Raw genomic sequence first — 1249 nt, 5'->3', positions numbered from 1 at the left:
AAAACTACTATGATATTTAAAAATTCAAACAGTTATACTGAACTCAGAAAAGCCAATACAAACAAACTAAGGAGGTAAAACACATGACAATTTTTGAAGGTTTTCATAATAGCTGGGTCTTAGCAAATGGTGTTCGTACACATTATTCATGGGCAGGCACAGAAGGCCCGGCAGTCATCTTATTACCTGGTGCAGGTCCAGGTGCTGGTGGAGCAGCTGGTTGGCGCTATATGTTACCCGCTTTAGCAGAAGCAGGATATCGTGCATTTGCACCTGACCAATTATCAATGGGCTTTACTGATATACGCCCGCATGCTTGGCCAGTTAATGGGCACCAAAGTTTAGTGGATCATATACATGATTTTATTGAAGCATTATGCCTAGAGCAAGTGTACTTAGTCGGTAATTCACAAGGTGCTTATGTAGCAGCTAAATATGCGATTGACCATCCAGAAAAAGTGGAAAAAGTTGTTTATATCGGTAGTAACACGATATATCAAGCAATGCAGGAAATACCAGAAAGAAAATTAAGATCATTTTTAGAAGTTATCGGCTACGATTTCACAGAAAAATCGCTTCGAAAATTCATGAATCGAAATTCAGTTGGAGATACAGTAGTGCCAGAAGAATTAATTCAATTACGTCATCATGCTGCAAATCGACCAGGTGTAAGAGAAGCAAACAAAGCATTCGATGATTATTTAGCAAAAATGAATACGAACACAAAATTATGGGATCGATTCTGTATTAAAGATTCCCTACCAAAATTAAAAGTCCCTGGCAAATTTATTTGGGGAAAAAATGATGCTGTGGCGCCAATTGAAACCGCTTATAAACTGGAAAAATTACTACCAAACATTGAATTTGAGTACATTGACAACTGCGGGCATCAATGTCAAACAGATCAGCCTGAACTGGTTAATCAGCTTGTCATTGACTTTTTAGCACTTAAGAATGAAGAAGCTGTAACCGTAAAATAATCATTTAAATCCATGTTGGAAGGACTGATTGTATGGCATTACTTGTTGAAAATAAATTGCTTTTTGAAGAAATGATTGAAAAGGCGAAAAAAATTGGTGAAGCCGCAGAGCTTGAAGCTTTACAAGCCGACCAAAATGCCACAATATCTGAAAATATTGCAAACATTATTCGAAACGAAAATATTCATCGTTTAATTCTTCCGAAAGAATATGGTTACCCTCAACTTGATTGGCGTACATTTGTCGATATGGTCAGCACAGTTGGCTAT

1 protein-coding gene and 1 pseudogene are annotated in these 1249 nt (G+C 37.2%); both read left to right on the top strand.

Annotation, left to right across the window (positions count from 1 at the left end; all coding sequences use genetic code 11):
* Positions 1-83 precede the first annotated feature (83 nt).
* The gene (locus V7659_RS31240; protein WP_335543871.1) at positions 84-980 is read left to right on the top strand and encodes an alpha/beta fold hydrolase; all 897 of its coding nucleotides are present in this window, start codon (positions 84-86) and stop codon (positions 978-980) included.
* A 32-nt stretch (positions 981-1012) separates the two neighbouring features.
* A pseudogene (locus V7659_RS31235) lies at positions 1013-1249 on the top strand (acyl-CoA dehydrogenase family protein); the annotation flags it as partial.

The organism is Neobacillus drentensis (genome assembly GCF_036966985.1).
Lineage (GTDB): Bacteria > Bacillota > Bacilli > Bacillales > Cytobacillaceae > Neobacillus > Neobacillus drentensis_E.
This window is presented reverse-complemented; position numbering and strand designations above follow the sequence as displayed.